Annotated in this window: 18 protein-coding genes; 15 read left to right on the top strand and 3 right to left on the bottom strand. The window is 68.9% G+C overall.

Annotated elements, in window-relative coordinates; all coding sequences use genetic code 11:
* The 9 genes from LPW41_RS07475 (at position 1) to LPW41_RS07515 (ending at position 10760) form a co-directional block, all read left to right on the top strand.
* Positions 1–303 carry a YggT family protein gene (locus tag LPW41_RS07475; RefSeq protein WP_154095839.1) on the top strand — a complete coding sequence of 101 codons (303 nt, stop codon included), beginning with the start codon at positions 1–3 and terminating at the stop codon, positions 301–303.
* A gap of 134 nt (positions 304–437) precedes the next feature.
* Positions 438–1070, top strand: a complete 633-nt coding sequence (locus LPW41_RS07480) for a DivIVA domain-containing protein (protein WP_144827946.1) — start codon at positions 438–440, stop codon at positions 1068–1070.
* Positions 1071–1079: 9 nt separating this feature from the next.
* On the top strand, positions 1080–1664 hold the full coding sequence (lspA, locus tag LPW41_RS07485; protein WP_144827943.1) for a signal peptidase II: 585 nt from the start codon (positions 1080–1082) through the stop codon (positions 1662–1664).
* Position 1665: 1 nt separating this feature from the next.
* Complete coding sequence (locus LPW41_RS07490; protein WP_230704455.1) at positions 1666–2589, top strand: RluA family pseudouridine synthase; 924 nt, start codon at positions 1666–1668, stop codon at positions 2587–2589.
* A 136-nt stretch (positions 2590–2725) separates the two neighbouring features.
* Positions 2726–6238 carry a DNA polymerase III subunit alpha gene (dnaE, locus tag LPW41_RS07495; protein ID WP_308071706.1) on the top strand — a complete coding sequence of 1171 codons (3513 nt, stop codon included), beginning with the start codon at positions 2726–2728 and terminating at the stop codon, positions 6236–6238.
* Between the two features lie 107 nt (positions 6239–6345).
* The gene (locus tag LPW41_RS07500; RefSeq protein WP_230704456.1) at positions 6346–7686 is read left to right on the top strand and encodes a hypothetical protein; all 1341 of its coding nucleotides are present in this window, start codon (positions 6346–6348) and stop codon (positions 7684–7686) included.
* A 211-nt stretch (positions 7687–7897) separates the two neighbouring features.
* Complete coding sequence (hisD, locus tag LPW41_RS07505; RefSeq protein ID WP_144827934.1) at positions 7898–9199, top strand: histidinol dehydrogenase; 1302 nt, start codon at positions 7898–7900, stop codon at positions 9197–9199.
* 12 nt (positions 9200–9211) lie between these two features.
* A complete protein-coding gene (nrdR, locus tag LPW41_RS07510; RefSeq protein ID WP_144827930.1) occupies positions 9212–9724 on the top strand; it encodes a transcriptional regulator NrdR in 513 nt (170 codons plus the stop codon).
* A gap of 10 nt (positions 9725–9734) precedes the next feature.
* Positions 9735–10760: a quinone-dependent dihydroorotate dehydrogenase gene (locus LPW41_RS07515; protein ID WP_154095836.1), complete on the top strand. Its 1026-nt coding sequence runs from the start codon at positions 9735–9737 to the stop codon at positions 10758–10760.
* A 194-nt stretch (positions 10761–10954) separates the two neighbouring features.
* Here LPW41_RS07515 and LPW41_RS07520 read toward each other — a convergent pair whose 3' ends face one another.
* Positions 10955–11527, bottom strand: a complete 573-nt coding sequence (locus LPW41_RS07520; protein ID WP_144827925.1) for a DUF3043 domain-containing protein — start codon at positions 11525–11527, stop codon at positions 10955–10957.
* Positions 11528–11573: 46 nt separating this feature from the next.
* Between LPW41_RS07520 and LPW41_RS07525 the strand changes: the two genes are divergently transcribed.
* From LPW41_RS07525 to LPW41_RS07550, 6 genes are all read left to right on the top strand, one after another.
* The gene (locus LPW41_RS07525; protein WP_144827923.1) at positions 11574–12968 is read left to right on the top strand and encodes a dipeptidase; all 1395 of its coding nucleotides are present in this window, start codon (positions 11574–11576) and stop codon (positions 12966–12968) included.
* Positions 12969–13040: 72 nt separating this feature from the next.
* Positions 13041–13406, top strand: coding sequence for an iron-sulfur cluster insertion protein ErpA (gene erpA / locus LPW41_RS07530; RefSeq protein ID WP_056227791.1), 366 nt, complete (start codon positions 13041–13043; stop codon positions 13404–13406).
* A 165-nt stretch (positions 13407–13571) separates the two neighbouring features.
* The gene (coxB, locus tag LPW41_RS07535) at positions 13572–14456 is read left to right on the top strand and encodes a cytochrome c oxidase subunit II (protein WP_144827919.1); all 885 of its coding nucleotides are present in this window, start codon (positions 13572–13574) and stop codon (positions 14454–14456) included.
* Positions 14457–14458: 2 nt separating this feature from the next.
* On the top strand, positions 14459–16222 hold the full coding sequence (gene ctaD, locus LPW41_RS07540) for a cytochrome c oxidase subunit I (RefSeq protein ID WP_144827916.1): 1764 nt from the start codon (positions 14459–14461) through the stop codon (positions 16220–16222).
* 4 nt (positions 16223–16226) lie between these two features.
* Positions 16227–16643: a cytochrome c oxidase subunit 4 gene (locus LPW41_RS07545; protein ID WP_144827913.1), complete on the top strand. Its 417-nt coding sequence runs from the start codon at positions 16227–16229 to the stop codon at positions 16641–16643.
* A 4-nt stretch (positions 16644–16647) separates the two neighbouring features.
* Positions 16648–17439 carry a PP2C family serine/threonine-protein phosphatase gene (locus tag LPW41_RS07550; protein WP_154095834.1) on the top strand — a complete coding sequence of 264 codons (792 nt, stop codon included), beginning with the start codon at positions 16648–16650 and terminating at the stop codon, positions 17437–17439.
* 67 nt (positions 17440–17506) lie between these two features.
* Here LPW41_RS07550 and LPW41_RS07555 read toward each other — a convergent pair whose 3' ends face one another.
* Together LPW41_RS07555 and LPW41_RS07560 are read right to left on the bottom strand one after the other, a co-directional pair.
* A complete protein-coding gene (locus LPW41_RS07555) occupies positions 17507–18127 on the bottom strand; it encodes an SdpI family protein (RefSeq protein ID WP_230704458.1) in 621 nt (206 codons plus the stop codon).
* Positions 18128–18174: 47 nt separating this feature from the next.
* Complete coding sequence (locus LPW41_RS07560) at positions 18175–19125, bottom strand: alpha/beta fold hydrolase (RefSeq protein WP_230704459.1); 951 nt, start codon at positions 19123–19125, stop codon at positions 18175–18177.
* Positions 19126–19130 lie beyond the last annotated feature (5 nt).

Here is a 19130-nt window from a genome sequence, read left to right on the forward strand (position 1 = left end):
GTGGCCGTCCTGAGCCTCATCGGCTCCATCCTCAGTGCGATCCTGTTCGTCTACATCGTGTTCCTGCTCGCGCGCCTGGTGCTCGAGTACATCCCGATGTTCAACCGTGAGTGGCGTCCCCGTGGCGCCACCCTCGTGATCGCCGAGATCGTCTACACCGTGACCGATCCGCCCATCAAGCTGATCCGTCGCGTCGTCCCACCCCTGCGCATCGGGGGGATCGCGATCGACTTCGGTTTCGCGATCGTGATGTTCGTCTGCTTCCTGCTGCTGAGCGTCACGCGGTCCCTCGCGGCCGCGTAACGCCCTCACCGCCGCCCTTCGTCCGTGCCCTTCGACACCGATGGAGGGCGGCGGCTATGCTGTTCCGAAGCGGTACGCCCCGGTGCGACACCCCCATACAGTTCCGATTCAGAGCTCTCGAAAGAGGAAACACCATGGCACTGACCCCCGATGACGTCGTCACCAAGCAGTTCCAGCACGTTCGCTTCAAGGAGGGCTTCGACCCCGATGAGGTCGATGACTTCCTCGACGAGATCGTCGTGGAGTGGCGCAAGACCATCGCCGAGAACGATGAGCTGAAGACCAAGCTCGCGGCGTACGAGTCGGGCGAGGCCGCCCCCGCCACCACCGAGGCCCCCGTCGCCGAGGCGCCCAAGGCCGAGGAGCCCAAGGTCGAAGAGGCCGCTCCGGCCCCCGTCGCCGCCCCGGTCTCGGCTCCCGCGTCGTCCGACGTCGAGCCCGCCGCGCAGAGCGCCGGCATCATCGAGCTCGCGCAGCGTCTGCACGACGAGCACGTCGCCGAGGGCAAGGCCCAGCGCGACCAGCTCATCGGCGAGGCGCAGGCGCAGGCCGCGTCGATCGTGGCCGAGGCCGAGCAGAAGGGCCGCGAAGAGCGTTCGCGTCTCGAGAAGGAGCGCGTGACCCTCGAGGCCCGCATCACCGAGCTGCGCAACTTCGAGCGCGACTACCGCTCGCAGCTGCGTTCGTACATCGAGGGCCAGCTCCGCGACCTCGACACCAACGCGTCTTCCTCGGGCTCGACGCCGGTGTCGGCGATCGGTCTGTAGGCAGACTCTTTGCGCAGTCGATCACCCCTGCGTTCGGCGGCGGCCGGCATCATCATCGCGATCCTCGCGGTACTGGTGCTGGCCGCCGACCAGTTGGCGAAGACCGCCGCGATCGCCTCGCTCCCCGCTGAGCGCGTCGTGCCGATCATCGGCGAATTCCTGCAGTTCTACCTCGTCCGCAACCCCGGAGCGGCGTTCTCGCTCGGCGAGAGCGTCACGTGGTTGTTCACCATCGCGCTGGCCGTCGTGGCCTGCGTGATCATCTACCTCGGCATCCGCCGCGTGCGCTCGCGCCTGTGGGCCGTCGTGCTCGGCCTCCTGCTGGGCGGCGTGCTCGGCAACCTGACCGACCGACTCGTGCGCGAGCCCGGCTTCCCGGTCGGACACGTCGTCGACTTCATCTCGACGCCGTGGATGATGCCCGCCATCTACAACGTGGCCGACATGTTCATCGTCACGATGATGATCTCGGTCGCGCTGCTCGTGCTGTTCGGCCTGCGTCTCGACGGCACCCGCGAGACCCGCGCCTCGCGCGCCGCCGAAGCCGACGCGTCCGACGACGTCGCCGCGCCGCACGACCCGGGCACCCGCTGACATGGAGTCGCGGAGCCTGCCCGTCCCCGACGGGCTCGAGGGAACGCGCATCGACCAGGCGCTGGCCAAGATGCTCGGCTTCTCGCGCACGTTCGCGGCGGAGGTCGCCGACGCCGGGGGAGTGAGCGTCGACGGACGCATCGCCGGCCGCAGCGACCGCCTGCACGCGGGCGCGTGGTTGAGCGTCGAGTGGGAGCCCAAGCGCGACCCCGAGATCGTTCCGGTGGAGGTGCCCGACCTGGGCATCGTGCACGACGACGACGAGATCGTCGTGGTCGACAAGCCCGCCGGTGTCGCCGCTCACCCCTCCGTGGGGTGGGAGGGCCCGACCGTGCTCGGCGCCCTCGCCGCCGCCGGGTTCCGCATCGCCACGAGCGGCCCGGCCGAGCGCCGCGGCATCGTGCACCGGCTCGACGCCGGCACGAGCGGTCTCATGGTGGTGGCCAAGACCGAGCGGGCCTACACGCTCCTCAAGAGCGCGTTCAAAGAGCGCGAGGTCGACAAGATCTACCACGCCGTGGTGCAGGGGCACCCCGATCCTCTCGCCGGCACCATCGACGCGCCGATCGGACGGCATCCGCACCACTCGTGGAAGTTCGCCGTGACCCCCGACGGCAAGGACTCGATCACCCACTACGAGACCCTCGAGGCCTTCCCGCGCGCCTCGCTGCTCGAGATCCACCTCGAGACCGGGCGCACGCACCAGATCCGCGTGCACATGGCCGCGCACCGGCATCCGTGCGCGGGCGATCCGCTCTACGGCGCCGACCCGACGCTGTCCGCGCGCCTCGGCCTCACCCGCCAGTGGCTGCACGCGCATCGGCTGGCGTTCGCGCACCCGGGCATGGGGGAGCGGGTCGAGTTCGAGTCGCCCTACCCGGCCGACCTCGCGCACGCGCTCGACCTTCTCGGCGACGGCGTCTGATCCCGGCGCGACCGGCGCCGACACGCCGCCGGCGCTGACTCGGCGCCGTCCGACGCGCCCGGTGAACACCCGCGAGCAGGGAGTCCGCCGCGAACATCGAGGGGCCGATGTCGGAGGCCGAACGTAGACTCGATCCGTGGCAGCAGACTCCTTCGTTCACCTTCACGTGCACAGCGAGTATTCGATGCTCGACGGCGCGGCGCGCATCGGTCCGATGGTCCAAGAGGCCGTCACACAGGGCATGCCCGCGATCGCCGTGACCGACCACGGCAACACCTTCGCGGCGTACGAGTTCTACAAGACCGCGAAAGACGCCGGCATCAAGCCGATCATCGGCATCGAGGCCTACGTCACCCCCGGCACCCACCGTTCCGACAAGACGCGCGTGCGCTGGGGCACCCCCGAGCAGCAGAGCGACGACGTGTCGGGTTCGGGCGCCTACACCCACATGACCCTGCTGTCCGAGACGACGCAGGGCATGCACAACCTGTTCCGCCTGTCGTCCAAGGCGAGCATGGAGGGCTACTACTTCAAGCCCCGCATGGACCGCGAACTGCTGCAGACCTACAGCAAGGGCCTGATCGCGACGACCGGCTGCCCCTCGGGCGAGGTGCAGACGCGCCTGCGCCTCGGGCAGTACGAGGCCGCCCGCGCCGCCGCGGCGGAGTTCCAGGACATCTTCGGCAAAGACAACTACTTCGCCGAGATCATGGACCACGGGCTGTCGATCGAACGCCGGGTCATGAGCGACCTGCTCAAGCTGTCGAAAGACCTCGGCATCCCGCTCCTCGGCACGAACGACCTCCATTACACGCACCAGCACGACGCGACCAGCCACGCGGCGCTGCTCTGCGTGCAGTCGGGTTCGACCCTCGACGATCCGAAGCGCTTCAAGTTCGACGGAGACGGCTACTACGTCAAGTCGCCCGCCGAGATGCGGCAGGTCTTCCGCGACCATCCCGAGGCCTGCGACAACACCCTGCTGATCGCCGAGCGCTGCGAGGTCGAGTTCGACACCTCGGCCAACTACATGCCCCGCTTCCCCGTCCCCGAGGGCGAGACCGAGGGCAGCTGGATGATCAAAGAGGTCGAGAACGGCCTGAACGACCGCTACCCCGACGGCATCCCGGATGCCGTGCGCAAGCAGGCCGAGTACGAGACCGACGTCATCCTGCAGATGGGGTTCCCGGGCTACTTCCTCGTCGTCGCCGACTTCATCAACTGGGCCAAGCGCAACGGCATCCGCGTCGGACCCGGTCGCGGGTCGGGCGCCGGCTCGATGGTCGCCTACGCGATGAAGATCACCGATCTCGACCCCCTGCAGCACGGTCTCATCTTCGAGCGCTTCCTCAACCCCGACCGCGTCTCCATGCCCGACTTCGACGTCGACTTCGACGACCGTCGTCGTGGCGAGGTCATCCAGTACGTCACCGAGAAGTACGGCGACGAGCGCGTCGCGCAGATCGTGACGTACGGCACCATCAAGGCCAAGCAGGCGCTGAAAGACGCCGGTCGCGTGCTCGGCTTCCCCTTCAGCATGGGCGACAAGCTCACCAAGGCCATGCCGCCCGCGGTGATGGGCAAAGACATGCCGCTCGACGGCATGTTCAACCCCGAGCACCCGCGCTACAAAGAGGCGAGCGAGTTCCGCACGCTCATCGAGACCGACGCCGAGGCGAAGACGGTGTTCGACACCGCGCTCGGTCTCGAGAACCTCAAGCGCCAGTGGGGCGTGCACGCGGCCGGTGTGATCATGTCGAGCGAGCCGCTGATCGACATCATCCCGATCATGCGCCGCGAGCAAGACGGTCAGATCGTCACGCAGTTCGACTACCCGGCCTGCGAGTCGCTCGGCCTGATCAAGATGGACTTCCTGGGGTTGCGCAACCTCACGATCATCAACGACGCGCTCGACAACATCGAAGCCAACCGCGGCCACCCCCTCGTGCTCGAAGAGCTCGAGCTCGACGACCCCGCGTCGTACGAACTGCTCGCTCGCGGCGACACGCTGGGCGTGTTCCAGCTCGACGGGGGGCCGATGCGCTCGCTCCTGCGCCTGATGCGCCCCGACAACTTCGAGGACATCTCGGCGGTGCTCGCGCTGTACCGCCCGGGCCCCATGGGCGTGAACTCGCACATCAACTACGCGCTGCGAAAGAACAAGCAGCAGGAGATCGAGCCGATCCACCCCGAGCTCGAAGAGCCGCTGGCCGACATCCTCGACACCACCTACGGCCTGATCGTGTACCAGGAGCAGGTGATGGCCGTCGCCCAGCGCGTCGCCGGATACACCCTCGGCCAGGCCGACCTGCTGCGCCGCGCGATGGGCAAGAAGAAGAAGAGCGAGCTCGACAAGCAGAAAGAGATCTTCTTCGGCGGCATGACCGAGCGCGGCTTCGGCGACGTCGCACAGCAGACGCTGTGGAAGGTGCTCGAGTCGTTCGCCGACTACGCCTTCAACAAGGCGCACACCGCGGCCTACGGTCTCGTGTCGTACTGGACGGCCTACCTCAAGGCGCATTACCCGGCCGAGTACATGGCCGCCCTGCTCACCAGCGTGGGCGACTCCAAAGACAAGATGGCGGTGTACCTCAACGAGTGCCGCCGCATGGGCATCAAAGTGCTGCCGCCCGACGTCAACGAGTCGATCCGGTACTTCGCGGCCGTCGGCGAAGACATCCGCTTCGGCCTCGGCGCCGTCCGCAACGTGGGCACCAACGTCGTCGAAGGGATCGTCGCGTCGCGGCAGGACGCCAAGTACACGTCGTTCCACGACTTCCTCGCGAAGGTCCCCGCGCACGCGGCGAACAAGCGCACCGTGGAGTCCCTCATCAAGGCGGGGGCGTTCGACTCACTCGGGTCCACGCGCCGCGCGCTCATCGAGGTGCACGAAGACGCCTGCGAGGGCGCCGTGATCGACAAGAAGCGCGAGGCGAACGGCGAGGTCGGTTTCGACTTCGACTCGCTGTGGGACGAACCGCAACAGGTCGTCAAGGTGCCCGAGCGACCCGAGTGGACCAAGAAGGACAAGCTCGCGTTCGAGCGCGAGATGCTCGGCCTCTACGTCTCCGACCACCCTCTGGCGGGTCTCGAGGTGCCGTTGGCGAAGCACGCGTCCACCTCCATCCACGATCTGCTGGCGTCCGAAGACGTGCAGGACGGCGATCAGGTGACCGTGGCGGGTCTGCTCACGAGCGTGCAGCACCGCGTCGCCAAACAGAGCGGCAATCCCTACGGCATGGTCACCGTCGAGGACTTCAACGGCGAGGTGACCGTGATGTTCATGGGCAAGACCTACGCCGAGTTCGCCCCGGCGCTGGTCGCCGACTCGATCATGGTCGTGCGCGGGCGCGTGTCTCGTCGCGACGACGGGCTGAATCTGCACGCCCAAAGCGCTTTCGCCCCCGATCTCGAAGGACTCGACGAGACCGGGGGACTCACGCTGGTCGTCCCCGAGCAGCGGGCCAACGAGGCGCTCGTCGGCGAGCTCGCGCAGATGCTCCGTCGCCACGCCGGCTCGACCGAGGTGCAGCTCAAGCTTCACAAGGGCGGCACCGCGAAGGTCTTCGAAGTGCCGATGCCCGTGCGCGTGACGGCCGACCTCTTCGGAGAGCTCAAGGGCCTGCTCGGCCCCAACTGCCTCGGCTGAGGTCACCGCCGCCTCTTCCTCCTGCTTCCGCCGCAAGCCCAGCGGATGCCGTAGACCACCTGGTTAGGATGACCGGGCGCTTCGGCGCCTCTGTCGAAAGGACCACCGTGACCGATCAGAACCCCCACGACGGCGTCACGTCTCCCGATGCCCCCGACGAGCGCGACACCGTCGCCCCCGTCGTCCCCGATGTCTCCGCGCACGAAGCCGCGGAACGCGACACCTTCCCGCACACCGGCACCCGTTCGGCCGACGCCGACGGCGACATGCTCGACGACGATTCCTCGTCCTCGGCCGGCTACGCGGCCGCCGCGAGCGCACGCTCCTCGCGTGCCGAGCACACCCCCGTGTCATCCGTCCCCGCGGCGTCTCACGCCAACGCCGCAGCGCACGACCGCGACCGTGAGCGCCCCTCGGGCGACGTGCAGTACGGCGTCGGACCGTTCTCGATCCGCGAGGTCAGCCTGCTGGGCATCTGGGTCGTGGCGTTCTTCGTCTCGTTCTTCCGCACGAACATCCTCGACTCGCCGTCGGGGGTGCTGATCGGCGGACAGAACGTCTGGCTGTCGGGGCTGTGGTGGATCCCGACCGTCGCGCTGCCCACCGTCGCGGTGGGGCTCCTCGTGCTGCGTCGCCTGTCGCCGCAGGGCATCCGCCGCGTCGGATCGCTCGGCATCGACCAGTTCGCCTCCGTCGCGTTCACGGTCTCGGCCCTCGTCTGGGTCGCATGGGTGTGGGACACCGTAGCCGTGTTCAACGAGACGGGCATCTGGACGCGCTCCTGGGTCATCTGGGTCGAGGCGGTGCTCCTCCTCGCCGGAGTCGTGCTCACGGTCTTCGCGCCGTTCATCCCTCCGTTCTCGGCCGACTTCCGCGGCCGCGAAGAGGTCGCCGCGCACCGCAACGCGCGCCCAATTCGCCCCGTCACCGCGCGTCCGCGTACGCCGCGACCGGCCCGCACCGCGGCGACGACGCATCCGGCACCCGTCGAGGACGCACCGACGCCCGGCAGCTACACGGGCTCGACCGATCTGCCGCACGCCGAGGCCGAGGCGCACCCGCGCACGAGCGTGATGCCCGCCGCGCACGACGACAACGACACCGACGTGTTCGCGTCGCTGCGCGACGACCACGACGCCGACGAGCACCGCACCGGCTACGCGCGTCGCAGCAGCGACGCCCACACCGCGCTCTCGGAGCAGCCGAGCGACCGCGACCACCACGAGCACGCGCGCGACGAGCACGAGGCGCACCCGCACGCGCAGGCGTTCTGGGCGCTCGTCCCCGAGGAGCGCGACGTGGTCGACGATTACGGCACGCCGATCTTCCGCATCGGACCCACCGCGTGGGCCCTCGTCATCGAGGACCGCGGAGAGGCGTTCGTCGTCCGCCACGACGACGGTCGCATCGGCTACCTGCACGACGTCTCGGGAGTGACCCGCGGCTGAGGCCGACCCGAAAGGGGTCGCTGTGTTTCTCGCAGCGGCCCCTTTCGTCGTTCCCGGGTCGGAGCGGGGCGACCTCGGTGCCACCATCCTCCCCGGTGGGCTTCGATGCCCTCCTGGCGTCGAGCTGACTGCCGCGCCGCGCGCCTGAGCACACGCTGCGAGCCCACGCGGGCGCGCGAGGGCGTCCGCGGGCGGCCGGTAGCCTGGACGCATGCTCCGCACGATCGATCTCCGCGGCCGCGTGCTCTCGCCGGCCGAGCTCCTCGCCGTCGTCCCCCGCGCCGACGCCGCCCGTGACGAGGCCCTCGCCACGGCCGCGCGACTCGTCGACGACGTCGCCCGTCGGGGCGAAGAAGCCCTTCGGGAGCAGGCTGCGCGCTTCGATCGGGTCACCGACCACGCCCTGCGGGTTCCCGCCGACCACCTCGACGAGGCGCTGCGCGACCTCGATCCCGGCATCCGTTCCGCCCTCGACGAGGCGATCGCGCGCGTGCGTCGAGCCTCGGCGGCGCAGGTGCCCGCCCCGGTCGTGACCGAACTCGGCGAAGGCGCTCGCGTGACGCAGCGCTGGCAGCCCGTGCGCCGGGTCGGTCTCTACGTGCCGGGCGGCAAGGCCGTCTACCCCTCCAGCGTGGTGATGAACGTCGTGCCCGCGCAGGTCGCCGGTGTGCGCGAGGTCGCGCTCGCCTCCCCGCCGCAGTCGGAGTTCGGCGGTCGCGTGCACCCCGTCATCCTCGCCGCGGCCAAGCTGCTCGGCGTCACCGAGGTCTACGCGATGGGCGGCGCCGGGGCCATCGGCGCCTTCGCCTACGGCGTGGCCGAGATCGGACTCGACCCCGTCGACGTCGTCACGGGGCCGGGCAACAACTTCGTCGCCTCGGCCAAGCGCGCCGTCGCCGGCCGCGTGGGCACCGACTCCGAGGCGGGGGCCACCGAGATCCTCGTCGTCGCCGACGACAGCGCGGTTCCGGCCCTCGTGGCGGCCGACCTCGTCAGCCAGGCCGAGCACGACGAACAGGCCTCCGCGGTCCTGGTCACCGACTCGGTCGCCCTGGCCGACGCGGTCGCCGCCGCGCTTCCCGCCCGGGTCGAGGCCACCCGCCACACCGAGCGCGTCACCGCCGCGTTCCACGGACCGCAGTCCGCGGTCGTGCTCGTCGACGACATCGCGCAGGCCACCGCCTTCAGCAACGCGTACGCGCCGGAGCACCTCGAACTGCACCTGGCCGACCCCCGGCCCGAAGACTTCGTCAACGCCGGTGCCGTGTTCGTCGGGCCGTACACGCCGGTCAGCCTCGGCGACTACCTCGCAGGCAGCAACCACGTGCTGCCCACCGGGGGACAGGCGCGCTACGGCGCCGGGCTGTCCGCCGCGACCTTCCTCCGCCCTCAGCAGGTCGTCGAATACGACCGCGCGGCCCTGGCGGCCGTGCACGAGGCCATCGTCACCCTGGCCGACGCGGAGGCTCTGCCCGCGCACGGCGAGGCCGTCACCGCGCGGTTCGACGCGTAGGCCGGGGTCGTCATGCACTGTCCTTTCTGCCGCAACCCCGACTCGCGGGTCATCGACTCCCGCACGAGCGATGACGGCCTCAGCATCCGTCGTCGTCGTCAGTGCCCGAAGTGCGGTGGCCGCTTCTCGACCGTCGAGACCGCGGGCCTGAACGTCATCAAGCGCTCGGGCGTGGTCGAGCCGTTCAGTCGCGAGAAGGTCATGTCGGGTGCGCGCAAGGCGTGCCAGGGGCGTCCCGTGACGGATGCCGATCTCGCCGTCCTCGCGCAGAAGGTCGAAGAGGCCATTCGCCAGACCGGATCGTCGCAGATCGAGGCGAACGAGATCGGCCTCTCGATCCTCGGCCCCCTTCGCGAACTCGACGAAGTCGCGTACCTGCGCTTCGCGAGCGTGTATCAGGCCTTCGATTCGCTCGAGGACTTCGAGGCGGCCATCGCCCAGCTCCGCGCCGACCACGCCGGCCGGACGGATTCCGATGCGCAGTCGGATGCGGAGCGGACGAGCGAGCACGACACCGTCCAGTAATCTGGCCGGGATGTATCCCCTCCTCTTCCGCACGGTTCTCACCCGCTTCGATCCCGAGTTCGCCCATCACCTGGGCGCCCTCGTCATCCGTGTCGCGGGTGTCGAGCCGGTGGCATCCGTTCTGCGTCGTTTCACCGCCCCGGCTCCCGACCAGCGCGTGCACGCGCTCGGGCTGACCTTCGAGTCGCCGTTCGGGGTCGCGGCCGGCTTCGACAAGAACGTCACCATGGGCCGCGGCCTGGGTGCGCTCGGATTCGGTCACGTCGAGGTGGGAACCGTCACCGCCCTGCCGCAGCCCGGTAACCCCAAGCCCCGACTGTTCCGGCTCGTCGCCGACCGTGCCGTCGTCAACCGGATGGGCTTCAACAACGAGGGAGCCGCCGTCGCCGCCGCCCGCCTGCGGCGCCTGCGCCGAGCGCGACGTCGCCCGGTCGTCGGGGTCAACATCGGCAAGAGCCGCGTGGTCGCCGTCGACGACGCCACGACCGACTACGTCCGCTCCGCCCGCCTGCTCGCCCCGCTCGCCGACTACCTCGTCGTCAACGTCTCGTCGCCGAACACTCCGGGCCTACGCGGCCTGCAGGCGGTTGAGACGCTGCGCCCGCTGCTGACCGCGGTGAAGGACGCCGCCGGCGGCACGCCCCTGTTGGTCAAGATCGCGCCCGATCTCGCCGACGACGAGGTGCAGCAGATCGCGCGGCTCGCCGTCGACACGGGGCTCGCGGGCCTCATCGCCACGAACACGACCATCGAGCGGGCCGGGCTGCGCACGCCGGCGGCGACGGTCGAGGCGGCCGGGGCGGGAGGACTCTCGGGAGCACCGCTCAAGCAGCGTTCCCTCGACGTGCTGCGCCTCGTGCGCGCGGCCGTGCCGGCGGAATTCGTCGTCATCTCCGCCGGGGGAGTGGAGACGGCCGACGACGTGCGGGAGCGCGTCGACGCCGGAGCCACCCTCGTGCAGGGCTACACCGGGTTCCTGTACCGCGGTCCGCTCTGGGCTCGCCAGATCAACCGGGGTCTCGCGCGCGGGCGCTGACCTCCGGGGCTTCGCGTCCCGGTCGCTCCGCGACCGCACGTCGAGTGTCCACGACACGCCGCGCCCGGTCGGGTCGAACGGCGTGTCTCGGACGGTCAACGCGGGAGCGGGCCTCGACGCGCGTGGCGCGAAGCGACCCCGCGAACGACGAAGCGGCGCGCCCGGAGGCACGCCGCTCGGTCACATCCGTCGGATCAGACGGGGTACTGTCCGCGCTTGACCTGCGCCTTGGGCAGGCGCATGAAGCGCATCTGCACGGTGCGCATCGCGGCGTACCAGCCCAGGCCCTTCTCGAGACGCGTCTCGCCGAACTTCTCCTTCGCCGCGCGCTTGACGCGAATCGAGGTGATGATCATGTCGCCGACGACGAAGAGGATGAAGATCCAGAGCGCCACGAACGACCAGTACTGGAAGAACGCGACGGGGATCAGCGTCGCCACGATCACGAGCACCATGAAGGGCATCACGCCCTCGCCGAGGTGCCAGCCGGCGTCGACGAAGTCGCGCGCGAACCGGCGCTGCGGGCCGCGGTCGCGGACCGGGAGGTACTTCTCCTCGCCGGCGGCCATGCCGATGCGGGCCTTCTCGCGCTGCGCGGCGAGCTCTGCACGCGCGCGGGCCTTGGCCTCTTTCGTGTCGGGCACCAGCGGACGCTTGCGGGCGGCCTCCTGCTCGGCGCGCGACGGGGTGGCGCGGCCCTTGCCGAATCCACTCACCGTCGGGTCGACGGGGGTGTCGTTGGGGGCGGGGGCGGGGGACTTGGCCACGGGAAACCTCGGTGCTTCGCTGATCGGGAGATTTAAGATTACCCGCATGACCCTCGACCTGTCCCGGCAGGACGCTGTGCAAAAAGCAGCGGACGCCGGCATCCCCTCCGCCCTGGCCGACCTCGGCTCCCTCGTGCGCATCCCCTCGATCGCCTGGCCGGCGTTCGACCAATCGGCCCTCGTGAAGAGTGCGGATGCCGTCGCCGCCCTCCTCGAGGGCACCGGCGTCTTCGACTCGGTCGAGGTGAAGCGCGCCGCGATCCCCGGAACCGACGAGTTCGGCCAGCCCGCCGTCCTGGCCACGCGCGCCGCGCGCAACGGGCGGCCCACCGTGCTGCTCTACGCCCACCACGACGTGCAGCCTCCGGGCGACGAGGCGCTGTGGGACTCACCGCCGTTCGAGCCCACCGTCCGCGACGGTCGCCTCTACGGTCGTGGCGCCGCCGACGACAAGGCCGGGATCATGGCGCACGTCGGCGCGATCCGCGCGGTCGCCGAGGTGCTCGGCGACGACCTCGACCTCGGCATCGCCGTCTTCATCGAGGGCGAAGAAGAGTACGGCTCGCGCTCGTTCGCCCAGTTCCTCGCCGACAACGCCGACGTGCTGCGCGCCGACGTGATCGTCGTGGCCGACTCGGGCAACTGGGACGAGCGCACGCCCGGGCTCACCGTCTCACTGCGTGGCAACGCCCGCTTCACCCTGACCGTCCGCACCCTCGAGCACGCATCGCACTCGGGCATGATGGGCGGCGCGGTTCCGGATGCCATGCTCGCCACCGTCAAGCTGCTCGCGACCCTGTGGGACGACGACGGCGCGGTCGCGGTGGAAGGCCTCGCCGTGCGCGACGCCGAGACCCCCGCCTACGACGAGGCGACGCTGCGCGCGGAGTCGGGCCTGCTCGAGGGCGTCAGCCCGATCGGGCGCGACTCGATCCTCAGCCGCATCTGGAACAAGCCCTCGGTCACCATCACCGGCTGGGATGCCACGCCCGTCGAGGCCGCGTCGAACACGTTGGCGCCGCAGACGAGCGTCGTCATCAGCGCGCGGGTCGCCCCGGGGCAGGATGCCGAAGAGGCCTTCGCGGCGGTCGAGAAGCACCTGCGCGCGCACGCGCCGTTCGGTGCGCAGCTGGAGTTCACCGACGTCGACTGCGGCGACTCCTTCCTCGTCGACACCAGTGGATGGGCGGTGGGGGAGGCCCGCGCGGCCTTCGCCGACGGATACGGTGTCGACTCGGTCGACGTCGGCATCGGCGGCTCGATCCCCTTCATCTCCGACCTCGTGCGCGAGTTCCCGTCGGCGCAGATCCTCGTGACCGGCGTCGAAGACCCTCACGCGCGTGCGCACAGCCCGAACGAGTCGCTGCACCTCGACACGTTCCGCAACGCGCTGGTGTCGGAGGCGCTGCTGCTCACTCGTCTGAACGGCCGCACGGTCTGATCGGATCCGCGGGGGCGCGACGGGCGTAGACTCGTGACGTCCCCGCGACCGATCAACCCGAAGGGCATCGCCATGACCGACACCACTCTGTCGTCCTCCGCCGAGACCCGCGAGCACGGCGTGGGCCTGACCGCGGCCGCCTCCGACAAGGTCAAGAGCCTTCTCTCCCAGGAGGGCCGCGACGACCTGCGCCTGCGCGTCGCCGTCCAGCCCGGCGGATGCTCCGGCCTCATCTACCAGCTCTACTTCGACGAGCGCTATCTCGACGGCGACAAGGTCGTCGACTTCGACGGCGTCGAGGTCATCGTCGACGACATGAGCGTGCCGTACCTCGACGGTGCGAACATCGACTTCAAGGACACGATCTCGGAGCAGGGGTTCACGATCGACAACCCCAACGCCCAGGGCTCCTGCGCCTGCGGCGACAGCTTCCACTGACTCCCGACGCCGTTCGACGGCGCCGACACGAGGGCCCCCGTTTTCCTGGAATCTCCTATGGAAAGCGGGGGTTCTCGATGTCTCGGCACTGGACGAATGGCCTGAGAGTGGTGAGAGGTTGCCCTAGACTGTCAGAGCTACATCCACGACCCGGAAAGGTGCATTGTGCCCTCCAAACGTCGCCTTCGCTGGGCAGCGCTTCCCCTCGGAATCGCCTCCGTCGCCGCTCTCTCCGGCTGCACCACGACTCAGCTCCACGGCTTCCTGCCCGGCTTCGTCGATGACGGCACGCCTGCCACGAACCACACCGACATGGTCGCCGGTCTGTGGGTCAACTCCTGGATCGTGCTCCTCGCGGTCGGCGTCATCACGTGGGGCCTCATGCTCTGGTCGGTCATCGCGTACCGCCGCCGCAAGGGCCAGTCCGGTCTTCCGGTGCAGCTGCGCTACAACATGCCGGTCGAGATCTTCTACACGATCGTCCCGCTGATCCTCGTGGTCGGGTTCTTCGCGTTCACCGCGCGTGACCAGAACACGCTCGAGACGCAGTACGACGACCCCGACGTCTCCATCACCGCCTACGGCAAGCAGTGGGCGTGGGACTTCCAGTACAACGGCGAGCAGGAGGACAACTCCGACGCCGTGTACTCCATGGGTGTGCAGGCCAAGGCCACGTCCGACGGTTACGACCTCCAGGACGTGCCCACCCTCTACCTGCCGGTGAACAAGACGGTGAAGATCGACCTGCGCTCGCGCGACGTCATCCACTCCTTCTGGATCATCGACTTCCTCTACAAGAAAGACATGTACATCGGTCGTGACAACGAGTGGTCGTTCACGCCCACCCGTGAGGGCACGTACGAGGGCAAGTGCGCCGAGCTCTGCGGTGAATACCACTCCGCGATGCTCTTCAACGTGAAGGTCGTCAGCGACGACGAGTACGAGGCATACCTCGGCTCGCTCCGTGAGGCCGGCAACACGGGCGACATCAGCGACCTGACCCGTCTGCAGAACCTCACGACGACCGGTACGGCCGAAGGGAACGAGTGATCATGGCCACGACGCTTCCGCTCCAGGGGACAGGGCCTTCGCGCCCGACGACTCTCCCGCCGCGTCAAGCCGCTCTGCTGAGCACCTCGCGTGTCGAGCAGAAGGGCAACCTGGTCGTCAAGTGGATCACCTCCACCGACCACAAGACGATCGGGTACATGTACCTGATCGCCTCCGTCATCTTCTTCATGCTCGGTGGCGTCATGGCGCTGATCATCCGTGCGGAGCTCTTCGAGCCCGGCATGCAGATCATCCCGACCAAAGAGCAGTACAACCAGCTGTTCACGATGCACGGCACGATCATGCTGCTGATGTTCGCGACGCCGCTGTTCGCCGGCTTCGCCAACGCGCTGCTGCCGCTGCAGATCGGCGCGCCCGACGTGGCGTTCCCGCGTCTGAACGCCTTTGCCTTCTGGCTGTTCCTCTTCGGCTCCACGATCGCGGTGTCGGGCTTCCTCACCCCGCAGGGTGCGGCCGGCTTCGGCTGGTTCGCGTATCAGCCCCTCGCGAATGCGAGCTTCTCTCCGGGCGTCGGCGGAAACCTCTGGATGCTAGGTCTCGGCATCAGCGGTTTCGGCACGATCCTCGGTGCGGTCAACTTCATCACCACGATCCTGACGATGCGCGCCCCGGGTATGACCATGTGGCGCATGCCGATCTTCTCGTGGAACACGCTCATCACGAGCATCCTGATCCTGCTCGCGTTCCCCGTGCTGGCCGCGGCGATCTTCGCCGCCGCCGCGGACCGCGTGCTGGGCTCGCACATCTACAGCCCTGAGAACGGCGGCGTCCTGCTCTGGCAGCACCTGTTCTGGTTCTTCGGTCACCCCGAGGTGTACATCATCGCGCTGCCGTTCTTCGGCATCGTCTCCGAGATCTTCCCGGTGTTCAGCCGCAAGCCGATCTTCGGATACAAGACCCTCGTCTACGCGACCATCGCCATCGCGGCGCTCTCGGTCGCGGTGTGGGCGCACCACATGTACGTCACGGGTGGAGTGCTCCTGCCGTTCTTCGCCCTGATGACGATGCTCATCGCGGTGCCGACCGGTGTGAAGATCTTCAACTGGATCGGAACCCTCTGGCGCGGTTCGGTGACGTTCGAGACCCCGATGGTGTTCGCCCTCGGCTTCCTCGTGTCGTTCGTCTTCGGTGGTCTGACCGGTGTCATCCTCGCGTCGCCCCCGCTCGACTTCCACCTCTCCGACTCCTACTTCGTCGTGGCGCACTTCCACTACGTGGTCTTCGGAACAGTCGTGTTCGCGATGTTCGCGGGCTTCTACTTCTGGTGGCCGAAGTGGACCGGCAAGATGCTCAACGAGCGTCTGGGCATGGTGCACTTCTGGATGCTGTTCGTCGGCTTCCACATGACCTTCCTCATCCAGCACTGGTTGGGTGTCGACGGCATGGTCCGTCGCTACGCCGACTACGCGGCCGCCGATGGATGGACCTGGGAGAACCAGCTGTCCACGGTGGGCTCGATGATCCTCGGCGCCTCGATGATCCCGTTCCTGCTGAACGTCTGGATCACGGCCCGCAAGGCCCCGCGAGTGACCGTCGACGACCCGTGGGGCTACGGAGCTTCGCTCGAGTGGGCGACGTCGTGCCCGCCGCCGCGTCACAACTTCACCTCGATCCCGCGTATCCGCAGCGAGCGTCCCGCGTTCGACCTGAACCACCCCGAGGCCGGCATCCCGGTCGGTGTGGGGCCGGCCAAGGACGCCCCCGACGCCCCCGTCGTGGATCACGCAGCCGGAGAGGTCAAGTAAGAACATGCGTACCAACGTCAACCTCTGGTGGATCCTCGCGGTCTTCGCTTTCCTCATCTCGGCCGTCTACACCGTCTGGAGCCTCATCCAGCATGGTGGGGTCGAGTGGGTCGGCACCGTCGCTCTGGCCTTCCTCGGCCTGATGTCGTCAATGATCGCGTTCTACATTGGCCGCGTGCACAAGTCGCAGCGCGGTGAGCTGCCCGAAGACCTGCTGACGGCCGACATCGATGACGGCGACCCCGAGATGGGCGAGTTCAGCCCGTGGTCGTGGTGGCCCATCATCCTCGCCGGTTCGGCTGCGATCGCGGTGATCGGCCTCGCGGTCGGCAGCTGGCTCGTGCCCGTGGGCTTCGTCGTGTTCGCGATCGCGATCGTCGGCTGGGTGTACGAGTACTACCGCGGGTACTTCGCGCGCTGATCCTGTGCCCATTCGGTTGAATGCGGCCGCCGTCTCCGACGCCGGCGCCCACCGTCCCACCAACCAGGACGCCGCTTTCGCGGCGTCCTGGGGTGCGGCGGTGGCAGATGGCGTCGGGGGAGGCCCTTCGGGAGACCTTGCTTCCGCCGCTCTCCTTCATCGGCTCGTCGCCACCAGCGGTGGCGGGATGGATGCCGATGGTCTGCTCGTTCGCATCCGCGAGGCGAACTGGGACATCCGTGCTCACGTCGAGCGCGATCCCGCCCTGCAGGGGATGGCGACCACCTTCACGGGGCTCTTCCTCAGCACGGGTGGCGAGCTCCTTCTCGCGCACACGGGCGACTCGCGTGCGTACCTGCTGCGCGATGGCGACTTCACGCGCGAGACGCGTGACGACTCCTACGTGCAGGCTCTCGTCGACCACGGCATCATTCCGCCGGAGGCCGCGCAGGCGCACCCGCGCCGGAACATCATCACCGCCTCTCTCGGGGGTGCGGAGGGCGATGTCGTCTCGGTCGCCGAGCGTCCGCCGGTCGTCGGTGATCGGTGGGTGCTCTGCAGCGACGGTCTGACGGACTACGTTCCCGAGGCGGACGTCGCTCGGCTCGTCGCCGAGGCCTCGGATCCCCGCGCCGCTGCCGCGTCTGCGGTCGCTCTCGCCCTCGAAGCAGGGACCCGCGACAACGTCACCGTCGTGGTGTGCGACGTCGTCGACGACGACGAGCCGAGCGGAGTCGACCCGATCTTCTTCGGTTCAGCCGCGCGGTGGTTCGCTGAAGACGTCGAGACCGCCTGACGGACGCGGGCTCGGCCGTGCGGTGACACGCGTTCGGCACGACCCTCGGGCACGATGCTGCGCCTCGTCACTCGGACGACGTTGTCGCGCTCGCTCCCGGAGGCCGGATCGTCGCGAGGACGAAGACGAGCGAGCCGATCAGCAGTCCCACCGGCACCAGCAGGAAGACGGAGGTCGACGGGGTCTCTGCGGCGGTCACCGCGGTGATCCACATGAGAGCGAACGAACCGGTGAGCACCGTCAGACTCCCGAGTCCGATGCTGCCGGAAACCCGTCCGATGTCATCGCCGACGAACACGACTACCGACGCCAGTGGTCGAGCGTCACCCGTGTGATCGACCACTTCGCGCTCTGGGCCGGAGGGAGCGTGGCGCGCAGCGCGAACGGCGACGACTGCGGCCCACCCGAGGGCGCCGATCATGACGATCACGACCAGGATCGGCTCCAGCACGGAGTCGGATCGTCCGAGCGCTGACACGGCGAGCACGAGCGCGCCGACAAGAGCTCCGGCACCGGCCGGTCCGACAGCGGCCGAATGCCCCGCCCGCCAGGCGGCATCCGACGCGAGAAGGGCTGGTAGCCGGATACCGACGACGCGGTTGCGAGGGACGACGTCACGCCCGCACAGCCACAGCAGGAGAACCGACGCGAACGCCGCGACCACGATGATTCCAGCACCGACCAGCACGAGCGCACGCTACCAGTCCGGCGAGCGGTCGGGGTCGTCGGTGTCGCTCACCGGTCGCCGCGCGCGAACGCGTCCATCGCCTCCTGAGTCAGTCCGGCGCTTCGAGGGCCCCCGTGGCCGTCTTCCTCGACGATCTCGAGCCTGCTCCCGGGCCACGCGCGGTGGAGCCGCCACGGCGTCTCGACGGGACCGCTGATGTCGCGGCGCCCGTGCACCAGGACGCCGGGGATGCCGGCAAGCTCATCGGCGCGTGACAGCACCGACCGATCACCGGGGAGGAAGCAGTCGTTGGCCCAATAGTGGGAGGTCAGGGTGGCGAAGTTGAGTCGATGACGGGCGTCGTCGTGCAACGGACCTGGTGTGGCGAGGGGGCCGAGGGACATGTGCGCGACCTCCCAGGCGTCCCACCGTTTCGCGGCATCGCGGCGGACCTCCTCGCGAGGATCCGTCAGAAGCCGCGCGTACCCCTCGATGGTGCGCTCTCCGGGCTCGAGCGGTTCTCTGAGCGCCTCGTGCGCCTCGGGGAAGACCGGTGCGATGCCGTCAGTGATCCAATCGATCTCCCACCGCCGGCCCGTGGTGACGGCGAGATTGACGATCTCGCTCACCCGGTCGGGATGCTCGAGTGCGTACGCGAGCGCGAGCGTCGATCCCCACGACACCCCGTGCAGCAACCATCGCTCGACACCGAGGAAGGCGCGCACCGCGTCGAGGTCGTCGATGAGGTGCGTCATGGTCTGGAAGCGGAGTGTCGACAGGTCGTCGCTCGCCCACGGCGTGCTGAGGCCGCAGCCGCGCTGATCGATGCCGATGATCAGATGAAGCTCCGGATCGAAACGACGGCGATAGCCGCGCTTGCCGAGACCACCGCCCGGGCCTCCGTGCAGATAGAGCGCCGGGCGCCCCTGCGGGTTGCCCGACGTCTCCCAGTACAGACGAGCGCCGTCGGGGCGCTCGAGGTGGCCTGAGGCGAACGGTTCGATCGGGGGATGCTGCATCCGGG

Source organism: Microbacterium sp. JC 701 (assembly GCF_021026215.1).
GTDB lineage: Bacteria > Actinomycetota > Actinomycetes > Actinomycetales > Microbacteriaceae > Microbacterium > Microbacterium algihabitans.

Coding starts and splice junctions, on each gene's coding strand:
- LPW41_RS07525 (WP_144827923.1), top strand. CDS start 11,574: ATGACCCTCGACCTGTCCCGGCAGGACGCTGTGCAAAAAGCAGCGGAC.
- LPW41_RS07480 (WP_144827946.1), top strand. CDS start 438: ATGGCACTGACCCCCGATGACGTCGTCACCAAGCAGTTCCAGCACGTT.
- LPW41_RS07560 (WP_230704459.1), bottom strand. CDS start 19,125: ATGCAGCATCCCCCGATCGAACCGTTCGCCTCAGGCCACCTCGAGCGC.
- LPW41_RS07515 (WP_154095836.1), top strand. CDS start 9,735: ATGTATCCCCTCCTCTTCCGCACGGTTCTCACCCGCTTCGATCCCGAG.
- erpA (WP_056227791.1), top strand. CDS start 13,041: ATGACCGACACCACTCTGTCGTCCTCCGCCGAGACCCGCGAGCACGGC.
- LPW41_RS07545 (WP_144827913.1), top strand. CDS start 16,227: ATGCGTACCAACGTCAACCTCTGGTGGATCCTCGCGGTCTTCGCTTTC.
- nrdR (WP_144827930.1), top strand. CDS start 9,212: ATGCACTGTCCTTTCTGCCGCAACCCCGACTCGCGGGTCATCGACTCC.
- hisD (WP_144827934.1), top strand. CDS start 7,898: ATGCTCCGCACGATCGATCTCCGCGGCCGCGTGCTCTCGCCGGCCGAG.
- ctaD (WP_144827916.1), top strand. CDS start 14,459: ATGGCCACGACGCTTCCGCTCCAGGGGACAGGGCCTTCGCGCCCGACG.
- LPW41_RS07490 (WP_230704455.1), top strand. CDS start 1,666: ATGGAGTCGCGGAGCCTGCCCGTCCCCGACGGGCTCGAGGGAACGCGC.